Below are 18178 nucleotides of genomic sequence, written 5' to 3' on the forward strand. Positions count from 1 at the left end.
TCCCTGTAGTAGCCCAGCGGGACACAAAAGTCCAGCTTGCCGCCATGGGCCGGATATGGCGGCTTACGACCTCCATGCCGGAAGAGGTCCACTCTGCTCGGGTGTCGTCGCAGATGCGTACCCCGGCCGTCCTCCGAATCCACCTTGTGGTCGGGGATTCCTGGGGAAGTTTCATGTCCTGTGGTGGGGTACAGGGTACGTAGCCCCAGGTCAGCCCTAAAACCGGGGGGATGCTGAAGGTTGCCTGCATGGCGGCCGGAAGTGGCCTGCCGCCGCGGTATCCGTACCGGTCGCGCCGCGCGTCCAGCGGTCATCGCCGCAGATCACACGGGGTTCGCACGGAGAAAAGCGGCGCCGTTCACCGACGGTGCGGCAGACGGGGACGCGCGCCCGTGGCCCGCCACGAGCGCGCGTCCTGTCCGCGACGATCCTCAGCAGTGGTAGGAGACGCCCGCGGAGCCGCCGGGGGAGAACGACACCGATCCGCTGCGGTTGCCGAGGCAGAGGCCGCCCTCGCGCCACACCCGCACGCTCGTCGACTGGCCCGCCGACAGCTGCCCGGAGCCGCCCGCCTCCACGGGGCCGTCGGTGCCGGTGACGCGCCAGGACACGGGGCCTCCGACGGCGGTGATCCGGACGGTGCACGAGTCGTCGTAGCCCATGCTGCACCCCTGCGCCGACAGCGTGCCGGGCTGCGAGGGCGGAGGCGGGTCGTCGTGGTCCTTCGGCGGCGGCGTCTTCGAGGGGGTCTTGGACGGCGTCTTGGACGGCGACTTCGACGGCGACGCGGACGGGGACTTCGACGGCGACGCCGACGACCGCGAGGGGGACGGGCTGGTCGGCGAGGGGTCCGCGCTCGTCCCGGTCGGGGAGCCGCTGCCGCTGTCACCCGGCGCCGGGCCGGACGCGCCGGCCTGGGGGGTGGAGCCGCCGCCGTCCTCCTCGCCGCCGAACGCCGACATCGCGCCGACCAGCACCACGACCGCGGCGACCGCGGCGGCGGCGACGCCGATCAGCGGGCCGCGGCGGCGGCGCGACTCGCGGTCGCGGGCGCGCGAGGGGGCGGGCTCGTAGGGGAGCGGCCAGCCGTACTCGTCGAACGGCTCGGTCCAGGCGGCGATGGCGCGCCGGTTGTCGGCGCGGTCGGCGGCGGTCGCGGCGGTCAGCACGTCCAGCCGCAGGTCGGCGGGGATCGCCGCGATCGGCAGCACCGACAGGAGCCGGTCGGGCGGCAGCGGCGGGGTGTCGCGCGCCCCGCACACCGGGCAGCTCGCGACGTGCCGGACGAGGGACGCCGAGGTCTGCGGCGACAGCGGCCACGACTCGGTCAGCGCCGAGACGCTGGGGCAGTCCTTCCAGTGGTTCTGCGCGATGAGGGCCGCGTGCAGGGCGGCGGCGAGGTCCTCGCGGGACTTCTCCACCAGCTCCAGGGTCTCCTCCAGCGGCATCCCGAACACGCCGGACAGGTCGACCTCGTCCAGCTCGTGCCGCACCGACAGATCGATGGCCTCGCGCTGGCGCCCGGACAGCGCGGCGAGCGCGCTGTGGGCGAGCAGGCGCCGCTCCTCGCGGCGGGCGAGCTGGTCGTCGGTGAGGTCGTCGTCGGCCTCCGGCGCCTCCTGGCCGGTGTGCCGGTTCGGGCTGTCGCGCCGCCGCATGCACTCCTTGCGCGCGATCGCGTACAGCCAGCCGCGCAGCCGGTCGGGCTCGTTGAGCCGTCCGACGTGCTCGCGGGCCGCGATGACGCAGTTGCGCAGCGCCCCGGCGGCCTCGACGCGGTCGCGCAGCAGGCCGTGGCAGTAGTCGTAGAGGAACGGCGCGTAGGTGTCGTAGACCTCGGTCAGCGCGATGACGTCGCCGTCGCGGAGTGCCTCCGCGAGCCTGATGTCGTCGGACTGACCGGGCCCTGGCTCACCGGCCACGGGATCCCTCCAGATGAGTCGGTGTCGTTGATCGTGCGCCCGGGGAGGGGGTCCCCGAGCGAGCGCCGACGCCTGACCGCCCGCACTGGTTGCCCGATCTTGCCACCAAGTTCCTGGATTTTCTCCCCTATGTGCGGATTTATGTGACCAGCACGGTACGCCCCGTGGCCGTCTGGCCTTGTAGAGCCGGGGTTTCGCCCCTGAATGTGATGTGGATCACTCTTGACTTTCGGGGTGCCGTCAGCCTTGTTCGGGGCACGTCAGAGTGATCGACGCGGCGCCGCCGGGCGAGAAGCTCACCGATCCCGTTCCGCCGCCCGGCGGGCACCCGCCGTTGAGCGTCACGGTGACGGGCCGCGAGCCTCCGGCGGGGACCCGTCCGCCGCCCGGGCTGACGCTGAGGAAGGGCGAGTGGCTCGCGACATGCCAGTTCACAGGCCCGCCGGACGCCGTCAACGTCACCGTGCAACTGCCACCGGGCCCGGCGATGGCGCACCCGCTCGCCGAGAGCGTCCCCGGCCGCGACTGGGTGGGGGTCGACCGCGGCGGACGGGACGAGGGGTGCCGCGTCGGCGTCCGGGTGGGCGTCGGGGTGGTCGGCGACGGCGTCGTCGGCGTGGGCGTCGGCGTGCCGCTCTCCGTCGGCGTGGGCGAGTCCGAGGGCTCCTCGCTCTCGCTGGGCGACTCCGACGGGTCGTCCACCGATGCCGACAGGCTCCCGCCGGGGCCGGTCGCGCTCGTCGGCTTCTTGGACGAGTCGGGCATCAGGAAGAACGCCCCGGCGACGATGAGGACGACCGCCGCGGCGGCCGCGAGGGCCGGCCAGAGCGCACGCGGCGTCCGCCGGGACGGCTCCTCCGGCGGCGCCGTCTCGCCCGCCGCCATCGGCCAGCCCCGGTCGTCGAACGGCCCGGCGCGGTGCGCGATCGCGCCGAGGTCGGCGGCCAGCGCCGGGTCGGTGGCGGTCGCGAGGACGAGGCCGCGCAGGTCCGTCGGCATCATCGCGACCGGCAGCACCTGGAGCAGCCGCGGCGCCGACAGCCGCTCGCGCCGGACGTGGCAGACAGGGCAGCGGCCTATGTGCTCGGCGACCCGTGCCGCGAGCGGCGGCGGCAGCGGCCACGGGGCGTCGCCGACGAGCGCGGCGAGGTCCGGGCAGTCGCCGCGCCCGGTGCGGGCGACGAACGCGACGGCGAGCGCGTCGTCGAGGCGGGCGCGGGCCTCGGCCACCAGCGCCGTCGCCTCCTGGCCGTCCATGCCGAGGACGCCGGAGACCTCCAGCGGGTCGAGGCCGTGCCGCAGCACGAGGTCGAGGGACTCGCGCTCGCGCCCGCGCAGGCCCGCCAGCGCGCCGTGGACGAGCTGCCGCGCCTCCTGCCGCCGGGCGCGCTCCGCCTCGTCCACGAAGCCGTCCTCGACCTCCGGGGCCTCATGCCGCCCGGCCGGCCGGTCTGGATCCCGCAGCCGGCGCAGGCACTCGCCTCGGACGAGCGTGTACAGCCAGGCGCGGAACCACTCCGGCTCGCGCAGGGCGGGCACGTGCGCGTACGCGGCGATGAGCGCGTCGTGCAGGGCCCCGGCGGCGAGCTCCTGGTCGCGCAGCAGCGCGTGGCAGTAGTCGTAGAGCCGCGCCGCGTAGCGGTCCATCACCTGGATGAGCGCGCCGGGATCGCCGGCGGCGAGCGCCCGCGCGAGCCTTTCGTCGTCGGCGCGGTCGAGGCTGGGCCAACCGGACACGAGGGCCTCCCGAGCTTGGGTGAAGCGATCCCCGGCGGACGGTCCACCGGGGATTCCAGCCGTTCGATGGGGGATACTCGCCCGGGGCCGGGGTCGGCCTGCACACCCGTGGCGGGCGGGGCGTCCCGCGACGGCGGGACGTCCTGCGAAAGGGGGCCTTCCGCGAGAGCGGGGGGCCTGCGGAAAGTGGATCCGCTTCCCTGTGAAGGGGATCCTTTTCCAGGGCCGGGGCACCGCCCCGGGCCGGAGCCGACCGGTCGGGACCGGTGGGCCGGAACCACTCCCCGTCACCGGCAGGGAGGGAAGAGGTCGGAGGCCCGACGGCCCCGCTCCCCGTCGGGCCTCCACCTAGAATGACGGGTGGTTCCGGCGTCCGGTTGACACCGATCGTGGGGAAAAATCGAGAACTTCGAACCGTGTCCGGAAGATCACGAAGTGATGCGCCGGGACAGCATCTTGAGGAAGATCTTGGAGATCTCCTGCGGCGTCATCGCGATCTGGACGTTACCGCCCGTGGCCGCCGCGATCTGCTCCAGCTCGGCGCGGTCCACGCCCTTCCCGAAGCCGATCATGTTGACCTGGATCGGCTTGTTCGGGTCCTGCATGCCGCGCAGCTCGGCCAGCGCCTCCTTCAGCGACGGACCGCCCGGGTCGTCGTTCCTGCCGTCGGTCATCAGCAGGATCGAGTTCCCGAACTCCGGCTTGTAGGACCTGTTCATCGCCTTGTAGGCGGCGAGCATCGTGCGGTAGAGGCCGGTGTCGCCGTCCGGCTTCGGCTTCATCTGGTTCAGCCACGACAGGACGAGGCCGCGCCGCGTGTTGGACCCGACGCGCTCGCCGAGCGGCCCGACCGGCACCGTCTCCCGGTAGGGCAGGCCGCCCCGCATGTTCGTCGAGAACAGCCACTGCCCGAGCTCGGTGTCGTTCGACATCATGCTGAGCCCGCCCTGCGACACCTGCGCGATCGCCTGGAGCCGGTTCGTGTGCGGGGCGACCTCCTCGGCCATCGACCCCGACACGTCGACCAGCGTGAGGATGCGCAGCCCCAGCGACAGCTTCGACCACGCCTGCATCACCTGCGTGACCTCGGCGGCCTGCGGCATCGGCAGCTGCCGCGGGCGGGCCGGGCTGACGCCGGTCCTCTCACCGAACGTCGCCGGCGCCTTCCCGTCCGGCGAGCGGAACCCGGCGTCGCGGACGTCGCTCTTGGTCGCCTCGGTGCTCATCGCCTCCTCCAGCGCGCGGGCCGCCTTCGCCCGGTCGCCGTCGCCGGTGGTGATCGTGAACGGGTAGTCCATCGACAGCGTGCCCTCAAGCGGGTACAGCGCGACGGCGGGCTCGGCCGGACCGCCCCTGTCGTACTTCCACAGCGCCTGCTCCGACGACAGCGAGATGGGCTGCTTGCCCGTCCGGTCCTTGCGGAAGTGCGTGAACTGCTCCTCGACGTCCGGGACGATGCTCTCCCGCACGGTCCGGACGATCCCGGTGAAGATCGACTCCTTGTTCGGGTCGTTCGCCAGCAGCGCGCTGGTGATCATCAGGGAGCCCATCCCGGCCGCGTTGCGCGTCGGGTCGGGGACGAGCAGCCGCACCGACCCGGCCGGGATCATCTGGTTCTTCGTCACCGCGCCGCCAGCGACACCGCCCGCGGCCTTCAGCAGGTTGTCCCAGGACGGGGCGGCCGTCACACCCGACCGCTTCAGCTGCGCCGCGAGCGTCCGCGGCAGCCCGACCACGATCGGGCTGGTCGCCACCGATGTCCTCGTCAGCGTGACCGCGCCCTTCTGCCCGGCCGCGCCGCCCTGCCCCTGGGCGAGGGAGGGCCACAGGGAGGAGTCGGGGATCCACACGTCCGGACGCTGGTTGGAGCCGCTCGCGACGCCCTGCCCGGACAGCAGCGTCGCCACCGAGGCGGGCTCGGCGCTCCGCACGTTCGCGCGGACGCACCGGTCGCCGACCTTCTCCTTGCCGTCGTTGAAGCGCTCCGCAGCCTTGGTCACGACCGGCGCGATGTCGGGCGCCGCCGCGACCGACAGGCTCAGCGCGTCGCCGCCGCAGTCCGTGCCGCTCTCGGCGAACGCGTACACGCCGACGCCGAGCAGCAGCGCGAGCCCGATCGCTCCGGCCATCGGGCCGATCAGCGCCGCGATGCTCCGCTTGTGTCCGCGCCGCCCGTACTCGCCGCTGCCGGATCCGCGCGGGCCGTCCGGCCGGCCGGGTCCGCCGGGTCCGCTGCCGCCGCCGCCGAAGAAGCCGGTCGGCCTCTCGGCGGAGCTGCGGAGCACGTCGTACCCGCCGGGCGGCGGGGCGCTGCCGGGGTGGCCGCCCGGCGACGCCGCGGGTTCGGACGGATACGGACCCGGGCGTCCCGCCGCGGGGTCCCTCGGCTCCTCGGCGGCGGGCGCGCCGCCGGGCCCGGCGCCGTAGACGCCGTACCCTCCCGGGCCGTAGACGGGTTCCTCGGACGATCGTCGCGGCGTGAACCACGACGGGGTCTCCCCGGACCCGGGGGGAGGCCCCTGGGGCATCTGAGGGCCTTGCGGGGATTGCGAGCCTTGCGGGGGGAGCGGGCTGTGAGGCTCCGGCGGGCTCTGAGGCTCCGGCGGGAGCGGCGTCCGCCGGCTGTCCCGGGTTCCGAACCAGTCCGATGACCCGTCGTTGGCGGGACCGAAAACGGGGGAGCCGGGGTCGTTCCCGTCCTCGCCGTTCCCTTCGGGGAAGTCATCGCGATGACGTCCGCTCATGGCTGCCCTCGATTCGCCAGATACCCGCCGATGTCATGCGGCACTGTAGTAGTACGAACTGAAGGTTACAAAGAACTCAAAACCGATGATGACGCAGGTCATGAGCGTGCGGCCCGGTCACCTCGGCGCCTTCGCGGCCTCGTGACCGCCCGCGATCGGAACGGCACTCCACGGCGCGGAATACGATCACTCCCGCCAATCAAGATCAAATTAAGCCGGGTTTCCGAGGCGCCGGGCATTGCCGTTTCCCGCGCGTACGGGGCACGCCGCGGCCCCCGGCACAATTGGGGGATGGCCAGCCTGGTACCCGTCTCCGACCCCGCCGACCCGCGCCTCGCCGACTACGTCCGGCTGCGGGACGTGAACCTGCGCAAGAGCCTGGAGGCCGAGCACGGGCTGTTCGTCGCCGAGGGGGAGAAGGTGATCCGCCGCGCCGTCGGCGCCGGGCACCCCGTCCGCTCGCTGCTCATGGCGCGCCGCTGGGCCGAGCCCCTCTCCGACGTCCTGGACGGCCTGGACGCCCCCGTCTACATCGCCGACGACGCCACGATGGAGGGGCTCGTGGGCTTCCAGGTCCACCGGGGCGCGCTCGCGTCGCTGGAGCGGCTGCCGCTGCCCCCGGTCGAGGCCGTGCTGGGCGACGCGCGCCGCGTCCTCGTCCTGGAGGACCTGGTCGACCACGGCAACGTCGGCGCCATCTTCCGCTGCGCCGCCGCGCTCGGCGTGGACGCCGTCGTCCTGTCGCCGCGCTGCGCCGACCCGCTCTACCGCCGCTCCGTGAAGGTGTCCATGGGCGCGGTGTTCGCGATCCCCTACGCGCGCATGACCGGCCGGCACGACGGCCTCGCCCGGCTTCGCGGCGCGGGCTTCACGCTGCTCGCCCTCACGCCCGACGCCGCGGCCGTCCCGCTCGACAAGGCGCCGATGACCGGACGCGTCGCGCTGATGCTCGGCTCCGAGGGCGACGGGCTGTCCTCGCACTGGATCCACGAGGCGGACGAGGCCGTCCGCATCCCGATGAGCCCGGACGCCATGTCCGCCGGGGTCGACTCGCTCAACGTCGTCGCCGCGGCGGCCATCGCCTGCCACACCCTCGTCGGCGCGGCGGACGCCCCGTAGCGCTCCCTACTTGGCGAAGGTGCCGCGCCGGGTGCGGCGGTGCAGGCCCCGTGCGCGCCGCGCCGCCTCGGCGGCCGCCGCGCTCGGCGTGCTCTTGCGCCCGAGGCGGAGCTGCGTCAGCAGCAGCGAGAACACCACGAGCAGCGCCGCCAGCCACGCGATCTGCGTGCTGGCCATCCGCTCGAACGTGAGGTCCTGCGCGACCGGCGTCTTGTTGTTGCGCAACCGGCTGACCGGCGTCGCGTCGGCGGGGTTCGGCGCGATCTGCGGGCTCGGCGCCGCGATCGGCGGCAGCGCCACCTGCGGGCTCTTGGAGTCGAAGTTCGGCGTGGGCGGGACGTAGGTCCCGTTCCCGGAACTCGACCCGGTGCCTGTGCCTGTGCCCGTGCCGGTCCCGGTGCTGCCGCTGCCCGTACCGCCCGTCCCGGAGCCGCCGCTGCCACTGGAGCCGCTGCCGCCGCTGCTGCCGCTGCCCGAACCGTGGTCCTTGCCGGACGACCCCTTACCGCCCTTGCCCTTGTCGTCCTTGTCCTTGCCCGGATTCGCCTTGGGCGCCTTGAACGTCACCGTGGCCGGTTCGGACTTGACGTCCTTGATGTCCTTGCCGCTTGCCGTCACGGTGAGCGTCACCTTGACGTCCTTCTTGATCTCGGAGGCCAGGCTCACCCAGGAGCTCATGGGTAGGCGATGGTTGTCGACCGTCCCCACCTTGCATCCCGCCGATGTGAACGGGCTCGGGCAGTCGCCCCCCACCTTCGTCTTCAGCTTCGCCCCGAGCTTCGAGGTCACCTCGATCTTGGTGACCTTCACGTTCTCGACGGATCCGCCTTCCGCCAGGAAGTAGACGTTCAGGTACCCCTTCACGCCGGCTTTCAGCTCATCTTTGATCGGGCTGACGTTCACCGTGAGCGTCCCGGGCTTGGCCGGTGTCTCGCCCGGTGTCTCGCCCGGGGTTCCACCCGGCGTCGACGAGGGGGGCGGAGAGGGATCCTCGTACGCGAAAGCGACCGCGGAGCCGGTGCCCGCGGCGAGCACCGCCGCCGTCCCGAGCCCTACGAAGATCGGTTTTACCGCCGATCGGGAGACCACCGCCGCCGCACCTCCGCCGCGTCGCCATTGAGCGCCTGAGCCCCGGAACTCTACCCGGGGAGTCCACACCGGAATCATGCGAACACGGAACTACCGTTCAAATCAACCCCGGTTGAGCGTTGCCGTCGATCAGATGAACTCCTCGCGCACGTCCTCGATCTCCGAACTCGGCGCCCAAGCCTGCCAGATGCCCTGGTCGACGCGGTCGAGCCCGAGCCTCTCGGCCGTCGTGGCGCGGCCACCGGCGTACTCGACCCGCAGCCAGGTTTCATGCTCTCCGACGATCACGAAGCGTTCACCGCGCCACGCGCACGTCGTCCGGACATAGCGCAGGTCCTCGATCTCCGACGCCGGGACGATCCGCCGGAACCGTCCCGGACGCAGCTCCTCGAACCCGTCGGTGGGCTCGGGCGCGTACAGGCGGACCTCGCCGTCCGCGCCCGGCGCGGCCTCGAAGTCGCGGCCGAGCCAGCGCGCGACGTACCCGTCCCGGATCACTGCGCCGCCTCCGATCGCCCGTCCCAGCCGTCGGGGCCGGTCGCCGCGTCCGGCCGCAGCCAGGCGAGCCTGTCGGGGTCGTACATGGCGACGAAGCGCTCGGACCGGTCGTGGCCGAGATAGTACATCTCCGCGCCGTAGGGCAGCCGGACGCTGTCGACCTTGTACTCGCGGATCGACCCCGCGCTGCCCGGCGCGAACCCGGTGCCGAGGAACGGCGCCCGCTCGATCACCCATCCGGCCTCGCCCCACGCCGCGAGTTCCGCCTCGTCCTGACCTCCGAACGGGGTCCGGTACAGGTCCGGGCAGTACGCGGGCCACCGGATGACGTACACGCCCTCGTCGGTGGGGGAGAACGACGTGTCCTCGTACAGCAGGCCCAGCGCCTCGTACAGCTGGACGGGTGTCTGTAGCTCCGTCACGTCCCCGGTCGGGTGGACGAACCCGCCGACGCGGTCGTACCCCTGGTCCAGGTACCAGCCGACGTGACCGTGCGGGACGACCTTCTGCATGATGGTCGGCTGCATGACCCGGTCGCCCTCGAAGTAGGGCTCCGGCTGCCGCGCCACCTCCTGCGGGACGTCCTCGACGGCGACCGGCGGTGGCAACTCGCGCACCACGTCGTGCGCCGTGACCAGCGGAGACGGCTCGGGCGGCGGCAGCGGCGCCTCGGGCCGCGCCGGGACCAGCCCGACCCGCACCGCCCACTCGCTCAGCGCCCGCACCTGGTCGCCGCGCAGCGACGCGCCGATCCGCGTGCCCGGGTTGAGCAGCATCGCCCAGTCCTCGCGGGGCCACGCCGCGATCAGCTCCCGGAAGTCCGCGTACACGAACCGCGCCTCCGGCAGGACCTCGCGCAGCCGCACCAGCGAGGTGAACACCTGCACGGACGTCGCGTCCTGGAGCGCCGCGTCCCACCGGAACTCGTTCTGCACCGGAGTGACCTCCAGCGGCGCGTCCGCCGGGATGGGCACCAGCACGTTCGCGTTGAGCAGCACCCGCAGGAACGCGTCGGAGTCGCCGCCGAGCGTCGCCTCGTACAACTCCTGGTCGATGCGGTTGCCCGGCTCGAACTCGGGCTCGGCCGGCCGCGGCTCCGGGGGCGCCTCGGTGACCTCCGGCGTCACGGCCTCGGGCGCGGGGACGTCCTCCCTGGGCTGCCCGCTCAGCGCCCGCACCTGCTCGCCCGGCATGGTCGCGTCGATCGGCGTGCCCGGGTTGAGGACCAGCGTCCACGCCACGTCCGGCCACGCCGACACCATCTCCAGCAGCGTCGGCATGACGAACCGCGATGACCCGATCGCCTCGTTCATCCACTTCAGCGACGTGAACAGCTGGACGCACACCTCGCCGTGCACGGGCACCGGCCGCCACGGGAAGTCCGGGTCGTCCGGCGCGATGCCCCACGGCGTCTCCGGCTCCGCCGGGACCAGCACCTGCGCGCCCAGCAGCACCTTGAAGAACGCGTCGGTGTCCCGCCGCGCCGCCGCCTCGAACAGCCGCTGCTCGACGTCGTTCTGCGGCTCGAACCCGTCCGCCATCCGCTGGACGGCCCGCTGGTCGGCCCACCGCGCGAGCCCCGGCAACTGCTGCGCCAGGATCGTTCCGCCCGCCGGGGACCCGGAGTTGATCGCCAGCGGCCACCCCTGGTCGGGCCAGTAGCGCAGCACGACCGTGAACGGCACCTTGATGTACTCGTTCCCCGTCCCGGCCGCCCGCGCCGCCTCGATCAGCCGCTCGGGCGAGGTGAACACCGGGACCACGGTCGCCCCGTCCACCTCCCGCGTCTGCCACGGGAACCCGGCGCGTCCGGGCCGCAGCGTGTAGTCCATGTCCTCGGGCGTGGGCAGCAGCACCTCCGCCCCGGCCATCGTCTGGAGGAAAAGGTCATGGTCGTTGTTCGCGGCGGCGCGCAGCAACTCCCGCTCGACCTCGTTGGCGGGCTGGAACGCCGGACGCGCCCCTTCACGCTGCAACCCCCGATGCTGGGCCTGCAACTCCTCCCACTCACCCGCGTCCCCCTGCGGGGAGACCTCGTCACCCTGCGAGGCATACGGCACCTGCCCGGGAACGGCATGCTGCCCCGGCGGCCCGACCAGGGCGCCTGGCGCCGCATGCTGCGCCTGCTCGGAGCCTTCGTCACGCGCACCCGACTGCTCCGGCGCACGCGCCTCGTCCCGCACGGCCTCCGGCTCCACCACACCGGGCGCCTCCTGCGCGGCGGACGGCCCCTGCACGGCGTACGGTCCCGGCACGGTGTGCTGTTCCGACGCGCTGTGCTGACCCTGCGCGGGGGGCGGCCCCTGCGCGAGGTGTTGCCCTTGCGTGGTCTGCTGCTCCGGCGCGCCGGGTGGCCCCTGCGCGGGGGACGGCCCTTGCGCGGCGTGCTGTTCCGGCGTGGGGGACGGCCCCTGCGCGGTGTGTTGCCCTTGCGTGGTCTGCTGCTCTGGCGCGGTGGGCTGCCCCTGTGCGGGGGACGGCCCTTGCGCGGGGTGCTGTTCCGGCGTGGGGGACGGCCCCTGCGCGGTGTGTTGCCCTTGCGCGGTCCGCTGCTCCGGCGCGGTGTGTTGTCCCTGTGCGCTCTGCTGCTCTGGCGCGGTGGGCTGCCCCTGTGCCGGGGACGGCCCTTGCGCGGCGTGCTGCTCCGGCGCGCTGGACGGCCGCTGCGCGGGGGACGGTCCTTGCGCGGTGTGTTGTCCCTGTGCGGTGTGCTGTTCCGGCGCGCCGGGTTGCCCCTGCGTGGGGGACGGCTCTTGCGCGGCGTGCTGCTCCGGCGCGGCGTGCTGCTCCGGCGCGGCGTGCTGCTCCGGCGCGGGGGGCTGCTCCGGCGCGGTGGGCTGTGCCCGCGTGGTGGACGGCCCTTGCGCGGTGTGTTGCCCTTGCGCGGTCTGCTGCTCTGGCGCGGGGGGCTGCTCTGGCGCGGTGGGCTGTGCCCGCGTGGTGGATGGTCCCTGCGCGAGGTGTTGTCCCTGCGCGGTGTGCTGTTCCGGCGCGCTGGACGGCCGCTGCGCGGGGGACGGCTCTTGCGCGGTGTGCTGCTCTTGCGCGGTGGGCTCTGCCTGCGCGATGGAGGGCCTCTGCGCGGTGGGCTGCCCCTGTGTGGGGGACGGGCCTTGCGTCGTGTGCTGCTCCGGCGCGCTGGTCGGCGCCTGCGTAATGGGTGGTCCCTGTGCGGGGGACGGCTCCTGCGCGGTGTGCTGGTCCGGGGGGTTGAGCTGTCCCTGGGGGGTGGACGGTCCTGGCGTGCTGGGGCCGTCCTGCGTGGGTGGTTGCTCCGGCGCTATCGGGGGGGCTTGCGCGGCGTGCTGCGCTGGCGCGGGGACGTTGCCGTGCGCGTCGGGCTTCTCCTGCGAAGCTGCTTCCTCCCGCGCGCCGATTCGTGCCTGCCTGGTGGGAGGCTCGACGGGCCTGGTGTGGGGAGTCGGCGGGGCGGGTCGCTCCAGGGCGACTGGTTCCGCCTGTGCGGCGTGCTCGCCCCGCGTGCTCGACTCGACCTGCGCCGCGTGCGGTGCCTGCGCGGGGTGTTGGTCCGGGGCGCTGGGCTCGCCTCCTGCGGCGTGCGGGCTCGGTGCGCCAGGCCGCTCCTGCGCGGCGTGCCGCGCCGGTGCGGGGACACTGCGGTGCGCGTCGGGCTCTGGCTGGACGGGGCGGCCCACCTGGGGTGGGCGGACGTCGCCTTCGGCCACCTGGCGGATGAACCAGGCGGGCATGCGGGCCTCGATGGGGAGGGGGGCGCCGTGCCCGGCGGGGATGTCCACCGCGAGCCACCAGCGGGAGTCCGGCCAGGCTTCCGCGAGGTCGCGGAAGCGCAGCGTCATGAAGTGCCGGTGGGTCTGGCCAAGGCAGGCGTGCATCGCCGCGGGCGAGGTGTAGACCAGCACGTGGACGCGGCCCTCCTCCTCCTGGACGGGCCAGGACGGGTGGGACGTGTTCGCCAGCAGGTCGTCGACCGCGCCCGGCGGGACGGGGACGAGAAGTTCACTGTCGGCCAGGAGACGGAAGTAGCCCTCCTGGTCCCCGGTCCGGACGCTGTCCTGAAGTCGGCGCTCCAACTCCGACGTGGGTCGCCAGGCGTCGGCCACGGTCGGCACCCCCTGTTTCTGTCTTGCTGTCCCCGACCCGCGGCAGCGGGAAGCCGCGCGACTGCCTACGCTACATGGGTGAACAGGACCAATCGCCCGCGTCGGAGAGTTCGCTGGTCAGACGGGTGAGCGCGGCGAGCAGCCGGTCGATGTGCCCGGTCGTCGTACCGACCCCGAAGCTCGCACGGACGGCGGATCCGTCACCCGTCGCGCCGTCGGCCGACAGCAGGTGCCGGACGAACGGGTGCGCGCAGAACTTGCCGTCGCGGACGCCGATGCCGTGCCGTGCCGACAGGGCCAGCGACACCTCGCGGGCGGCGAGGCCGTCCACGGTGAAGGAGACGATGCCGACGCGCGGGCCGCCGCCCCACAGCGTGAGTTCGCGGACGCCGGGGATCGCGGCGAGGCCGGTGCGCAGCCGGGTGAGGAGGCGCTCCTCGTGGGCGGCGAGGTCGCTCCAGTGCGGGGCGAGGGCCTCGCAGGCGGCGGCGAGGGCGATGGCGCCGAGGACGTTGGGGGTGCCCGCCTCGTGGCGCTGCTCGGCGGAGGACGCCCAGCGGACGGTGGAGGTGACCGACGCGCTGGCGCCGCCGCCCTTCAGGTAGGGCTCGGCGGCGCGCAGCCAGTCGGCGCGTCCGGCGAGGACGCCCGCGCCGAACGGCGCGTAGAGCTTGTGGCCGGAGAACGCGACGTAGTCGAGGTCGAGCGCGGTCATGTCGAGGGGGCGGTGCGGGACGAGTTGCGCCGCGTCCACGGCGATGCGGGCGCCGTGCCCGCGCGCGACGCGGGCGAGTTCGCCGATCGGCCACAGCTCGCCGGTGACGTTGGACGCGGCGGTGACGACGAGCAGCCGGGGGCCGGTGGGCGCGGCGGCGAGGGCGCGGTCGGCGAGCGCGACGGCCTCGGCGGGCGTCGCCGGGGCGGGCAGCCGGACGGGCCGCCGCCACGGCAGCAGCGACGCGTGGTGCTCGGTCTCGAACGTGACGACGGTCGTGCCGGGCGGCACGGCGTGCGCGAGGAGGTTCATCGCGTCGGTGGTGTTGCGGGTGAACACGACGGCGGCGCGGCGCCACGCGCCGAGGAACCCGCGGACCGTCTCGCGTGCGTTCTCGTACGCCTCGGTCGTCACCTGGGACGCGTGGCCCGCGCCGCGGTGGACGCTGCTGTAGTAGGGCAGCGCGCGGGTGACGGCCTCGTGCACCGCCTCCAGGCAGGGGGCGGACGCGGCGTAGTCGAGGTTGGCGTAGGGGACGCGGCGTCCGTCGTCCAGCGGGACGAGGGAGTCGGCGCCGATCACATTGGGTCGAACCCCGACCCCCGAACGAGGCGTCACAGAGAGCGTCGGACGGACGGGAGCGGGGGTGAGCGTGGGCACAGGAGACCTTCCGGGGTCAGGGACCCCGCGAAGGGTGGGGTCCGCGCTTGCCGGGACGCGTTCTCGCGCTCGGCCAGGTCTTCACCCGGGGCACCCCATCGCGGACGAAGGGTTGCCGGCCAGCGAGCCGGGGCTTGGCGCTGGCGCTCATGACCTAATGCGGAAGTATATGCGGAGCCTTACGGGGATCAAAGGGGAGGGTGCGATGCGGTACCGGGTGGGTGGGGTGCTGGCCGCGGTGCTGCTCGGCGCGTCGAGCGCGTGCGGGGTGCTGAGCGGCGGCGGCGACACCGGCAAGGTGTGCGCCGACACCAGGCAGGCGTTCCAGCAGTACGTGACGCGGGTGCGGAGCGTGTCGGCGGCCGAACCCGGCCAGTGGCGGGAGGCCACCGGGCAGCTCGCCGGACGCCTGGACGGGCTGGCGGGCAAGACCGACGACGCCGCGCTGAAGAAGGCGCTGAAGGCGGAGGCGGACCGGCTGCGTTCGGCGGCCACGGCCCTCGGCACCGGCGACGCGTCCCAGCTGAACGCCGCGATGACCGAGGCGCCCGCCCAGATCGGCAAGGCCTGCGACTGACCCGGGAACGGGGCCCGGCCGTGCGGGCCGGGCCCCGTTCCGGGTCAGGAGTTCAACCCCGGACGGTTCGGACCGCCTCCGCCGCCGTCCCCGCCGCCGGGGCCACCGCCGCCGCCGTCCCCGCCGTCGCCCCCTCCGGGGCCGCCGCCGTCCCCGCCGCCCGGCGGCTCGGGATCGTGCGTCGGCAGGCGGGTGGGCGGAACCGGGATCTCGGGGGTGTCGGGCCTGGTGGTCGGCGTCTCGCGGGGCTGGACGGGCGTGCGCGGGACCTGCGGCAGGCCCGGGGTCGGGATGACCGGGCCGCCGTCACCGCCGCCCGGCGTCTCCGAGGGCGAGCCGAACTCCTTCTGCTCGTATCCCTTGATGTTGACCGCGTCGCTCATGTAGGAGTTCCAGATCTGCGCGGGGAGCTGGCCCCCGTACGCGCCGTACCCGGGAATGTTGAGCGGCTTGTTGTCGGCCCGGAACATCGCGACCGACGTCGCCATCTGCGGGATGAACCCGTTGAACCAGATCGCGCGGCCCTCGTTGGTGGTGCCGGTCTTGCCCGCGACCTCGCGGCCGTCGGGGAGCTGCGCGGCGCGTCCCGTGCCGCCCTGGACGACCTGCTGCATCGCGTAGGTCGCGTCCCGCGCGGTGCGGGTGCTGAACGCCCGGTCGCCCTTCTCGGTGAACGTGCGCTTCTCGCCCTCGTCGTCGGTCACCGACTTGACCACGTAGGGCGCCTTGTGGACGCCCTCGGCCGCGAACGTCGCGTACACCCCCGCCTGCTGGACGGGGTGCAGCGACACCACCCCGAGCGGGAAGGAGGGCGCGGCGCGCTGCGCGGGCGACATCTGCGCGGCGGGGATGCCCATCTTCTCGGCCATCTCGGCGATCCGGCGGGTACCGATGTCCTGGCCGAGGTTGACGTAGGCGGTGTTGATCGAGTGCTCGGTGGCGGTGACGAGGTCGACCTGCCCGAAGTTCTCGCCGCTGTCGTTCTCGATGGGGTGGCCGTTGTAGTACTGCGGTGAGCTGCCGTCGTAGGAGCTGCTCAGGCTCTTGCCGTCCTCCAGCGCGGCGGCGAGCGCGATGGGCTTGAAGCCCGACCCGACCTGCGCGGTGTCGTAGAAGGCGCTGCTGGCCATCTCCGAGAGGTAGTCGCGGCCGCCGTAGAACGCCAGCACCTGCCCGGTGGAGGGGTCGACCGACACGACCGCCGTGCGGATGCGCTTGCTCATCCCGTCGGGGGTGTTGGCCGTCACCGCGCGGCGGGTCGCGTCCATCAGCCTCCGGTCGAAGGTCGTGGTGATCTTGAGCCCGGAGCGGTTGATCTCGTCCTCGCTGTAGCCGCGGCGCTCGATGAGCTCCTTCTTGGCCACGTTGACCATGTAGCCCTTCTGGCCCTTGAGGATGTCGGTGATCTTCTGGTTGACCGGCGCGGGGAAGCGCATCGCGGCGGCCTGCGCGGGCGTCACCGCGCCGTCCCGGACCATGTTCGCGACGACCGCGTGCCAGCGCTGCTCGGCGTAGGCGCGCCGCGCGCCGCTCGGGTCGGAGAAGTTGCTCGGCTGCTGGATCGCGGCGGCGAGGTAGGCGCCCTCGGCCGGGGTCAGCTCGGAGACGTCCTTGTTGTAGTACGCCTTGGCGGCGGCCTGCACCCCGTAGGCGTCGCGTCCGAAGTAGATGGTGTTGAGGTACTGCTCCAGGATCCAGTTCTTCGACTTCTCCCGGCCGACCTTCAGGGAGACCATGATCTCCTTGAGCTTGCGGGTGACGGACCGCTCCTTGCCGATGCCGCCGTAGTAGTTGCGGACCATCTGCTGGGTGATCGTCGACCCGCCCTGCAACTGCTCGCCGGTCACCGTGGACCAGAACGCGCGCCCCGTCCCCTGCACCGAGACGCCCGGGTCCTCGTAGAAGCTGCGGTTCTCGGCCGCGATCACCGCGTTCCGCACGCCCGGCGGGATCTTGTCGAGGGTGACGGCGTCGCGGTTGACGCCCGTCTTGGCGATCATCGTCTTGCCGTCGGAGTAGTAGAACGCCGGGCCCTGCGCGACGGCCTGCTCCTGCGGCGAGGGCACGGGCGTGAACAGGTAGGCGACGGCGAACGCGCCGATGAGGAACCCGATGAGCCCGAGCAGGGTGAACAGGATCCGCCGCGTGTAGCGGGCCTTGCGGCTGCGCGTCTTCTTGGGCCTGCGGCCGCCGCCCTTTCCTCCCTTGCCGCCGCGTGCGCGCGGCGGGGGGCCGGCGCGTCCGGCGGCCGGGGCGGGCGGCCCGGCGCGTCCGGGCGTTTCCGACATGGCGGCTGTCTCCTCGGGCACCTTCTCGGACCTGCGGGGTTCGTCGGACTCCTCGGACGGCTCGCCGTCCGCGTCCTCGGGGTCGGCGGCCGCGTCCTCCGGCTCGGCGTCCGCCGCTTCGGGCTCGCCGGTCGCGCCTTCGGGCTCGGCGGCCGGTTCGTCGGGTGACTTGTGGTGGTCCAGGGGCGTTTCTGGGACGGCGGTTTCGACGCCGTCCTCGTCCGCGGCGGGGGTTTCGGCCGCCTTGTGTCCGTTTCGAGATATGTGGTCGTCGCCGGAAATCGCGTCGCCGCCGGACGAATCGCCGTCGCGCTGCTCCCGGTCACGGGCGGTGGTCGCCACGCCGGCGCCGCCCTCTTCCGGCGGTGCGGCCGCGCTGTCGTCACGATTGATTTCGCCCGGCCCGCCGGGCTCGTCGCCCTCAGGACCCTTTCTGCCGATGCTCACAAGCCCCCCGTGATTATTGCGTTACAGACGATACCCGAGGGCGTCCATGCGTCGGGCGGCTCCGTTCCAAGGCGGTCGCGGCACACGCTCGGGTTCCCGTCGCTCCATTAGGAGGACGACCGGTGAGCCCGCGAGGTTGTCGTGACGGACGTCGCAAAAGCCGTGAGAACGCCGTTCCCGGCCCTATCTGGCACGGGGGAGAACGCCGGACGACACCGGGGTGAACGCGTCCTCAGGCCGCCCTGAAGCCTTCCTGAACGCGGGGACCCCGAACGCCGGGGCCCTGGAACCGAAAGAGCG

Annotated in this window: 10 protein-coding genes and 1 riboswitch; of the genes, 2 read left to right on the forward strand and 8 right to left on the reverse strand. The window is 73.3% G+C overall.

What is annotated here, in order from left to right; genetic code table 11:
• Positions 1 to 431 precede the first annotated feature (431 nt).
• The 3 genes from GNZ18_RS18375 to GNZ18_RS18385 all read right to left on the reverse strand — a co-directional run bounded on the left by GNZ18_RS18375 (position 432) and on the right by GNZ18_RS18385 (position 6187).
• On the reverse strand, positions 432 to 1922 hold the full coding sequence (locus tag GNZ18_RS18375) for an RNA polymerase sigma factor (RefSeq protein ID WP_156217736.1): 1491 nt from the start codon (positions 1920 to 1922) through the stop codon (positions 432 to 434).
• 240 nt (positions 1923 to 2162) lie between these two features.
• Positions 2163 to 3659 (reverse strand): sigma-70 family RNA polymerase sigma factor, encoded by a 1497-nt coding sequence (locus GNZ18_RS18380; RefSeq protein ID WP_156217737.1) that lies wholly within the window; start codon positions 3657 to 3659, stop codon positions 2163 to 2165.
• 428 nt (positions 3660 to 4087) lie between these two features.
• On the reverse strand, positions 4088 to 6187 hold the full coding sequence (locus GNZ18_RS18385) for a substrate-binding domain-containing protein (RefSeq protein ID WP_246249967.1): 2100 nt from the start codon (positions 6185 to 6187) through the stop codon (positions 4088 to 4090).
• Between the two features lie 507 nt (positions 6188 to 6694).
• Between GNZ18_RS18385 and GNZ18_RS18390 the strand changes: the two genes are divergently transcribed.
• Positions 6695 to 7522, forward strand: coding sequence for a TrmH family RNA methyltransferase (locus GNZ18_RS18390; RefSeq protein WP_156217739.1), 828 nt, complete (start codon positions 6695 to 6697; stop codon positions 7520 to 7522).
• Between the two features lie 6 nt (positions 7523 to 7528).
• Here GNZ18_RS18390 and GNZ18_RS18395 read toward each other — a convergent pair whose 3' ends face one another.
• From GNZ18_RS18395 to GNZ18_RS18410, 4 genes are all read right to left on the reverse strand, one after another.
• Complete coding sequence (locus GNZ18_RS18395; RefSeq protein ID WP_156217740.1) at positions 7529 to 8425, reverse strand: hypothetical protein; 897 nt, start codon at positions 8423 to 8425, stop codon at positions 7529 to 7531.
• 315 nt (positions 8426 to 8740) lie between these two features.
• Positions 8741 to 9109: a UCP033725 family protein gene (locus GNZ18_RS18400; RefSeq protein WP_214617031.1), complete on the reverse strand. Its 369-nt coding sequence runs from the start codon at positions 9107 to 9109 to the stop codon at positions 8741 to 8743.
• Positions 9106 to 13200 (reverse strand): SseB family protein, encoded by a 4095-nt coding sequence (locus GNZ18_RS18405; RefSeq protein ID WP_156217741.1) that lies wholly within the window; start codon positions 13198 to 13200, stop codon positions 9106 to 9108. The genes GNZ18_RS18400 and GNZ18_RS18405 overlap by 4 nt, the downstream gene beginning before the upstream one ends.
• 61 nt (positions 13201 to 13261) lie before the next feature.
• On the reverse strand, positions 13262 to 14488 hold the full coding sequence (locus GNZ18_RS18410; protein ID WP_312874598.1) for an aminotransferase class V-fold PLP-dependent enzyme: 1227 nt from the start codon (positions 14486 to 14488) through the stop codon (positions 13262 to 13264).
• Positions 14489 to 14604: 116 nt separating this feature from the next.
• A riboswitch (SAM riboswitch) is annotated at positions 14605 to 14721 on the reverse strand.
• Positions 14722 to 14771: 50 nt separating this feature from the next.
• Between GNZ18_RS18410 and GNZ18_RS18415 the strand changes: the two genes are divergently transcribed.
• Entirely contained in the window at positions 14772 to 15143 is a 372-nt protein-coding gene (locus GNZ18_RS18415) for a DUF8711 family protein (protein ID WP_156217742.1), read from the forward strand.
• A 44-nt stretch (positions 15144 to 15187) separates the two neighbouring features.
• Here GNZ18_RS18415 and GNZ18_RS18420 read toward each other — a convergent pair whose 3' ends face one another.
• Positions 15188 to 17878 carry a transglycosylase domain-containing protein gene (locus tag GNZ18_RS18420; RefSeq protein WP_216651351.1) on the reverse strand — a complete coding sequence of 897 codons (2691 nt, stop codon included), beginning with the start codon at positions 17876 to 17878 and terminating at the stop codon, positions 15188 to 15190.
• Positions 17879 to 18178: the final 300 nt, after the last annotated feature.

This window comes from Actinomadura litoris (assembly GCF_009733595.1).
In the GTDB taxonomy this organism is placed as follows: domain Bacteria; phylum Actinomycetota; class Actinomycetes; order Streptosporangiales; family Streptosporangiaceae; genus Spirillospora; species Spirillospora litoris.